Annotated in this window: 1 protein-coding gene; it reads left to right on the top strand. The window is 66.4% G+C overall.

What is annotated here, in order from left to right:
• Nucleotides 1-235: PrpR N-terminal domain-containing protein (locus N825_RS35910; protein WP_198039093.1), on the top strand; the 235-nt coding region annotated here is incomplete at both ends.

The following is a 235-nucleotide window of genomic DNA, read 5'->3' as shown; positions in this document are numbered from 1 at the left end:
GGTGCAGGTCAAGATCAGCGGTTTCGAGGTCATGAACGCGCTGGCCACGGCGCGCCGGATCTCGCCGCGCGTGGCCTTGCTGGGCCAGCACGCGCAGTACCCGGAACTGCAGACCTTCATGCAGACCTTCGCCGTCGACATCCTGGTGCGCACCTACCGCGATCAGGACGACGCACTGGCCCAGGCCAAGCAGCTCAAGGACGAAGGCATCGAGGTCCTGGTCGGTTCGGGCCTG

The organism is Skermanella stibiiresistens SB22 (assembly GCF_000576635.1).
In the GTDB taxonomy this organism is placed as follows: Bacteria; Pseudomonadota; Alphaproteobacteria; order Azospirillales; family Azospirillaceae; genus Skermanella; species Skermanella stibiiresistens.
Note: the sequence above shows the minus strand (reverse complement) of the source record. Positions and strands in the feature narration are given on the sequence as shown.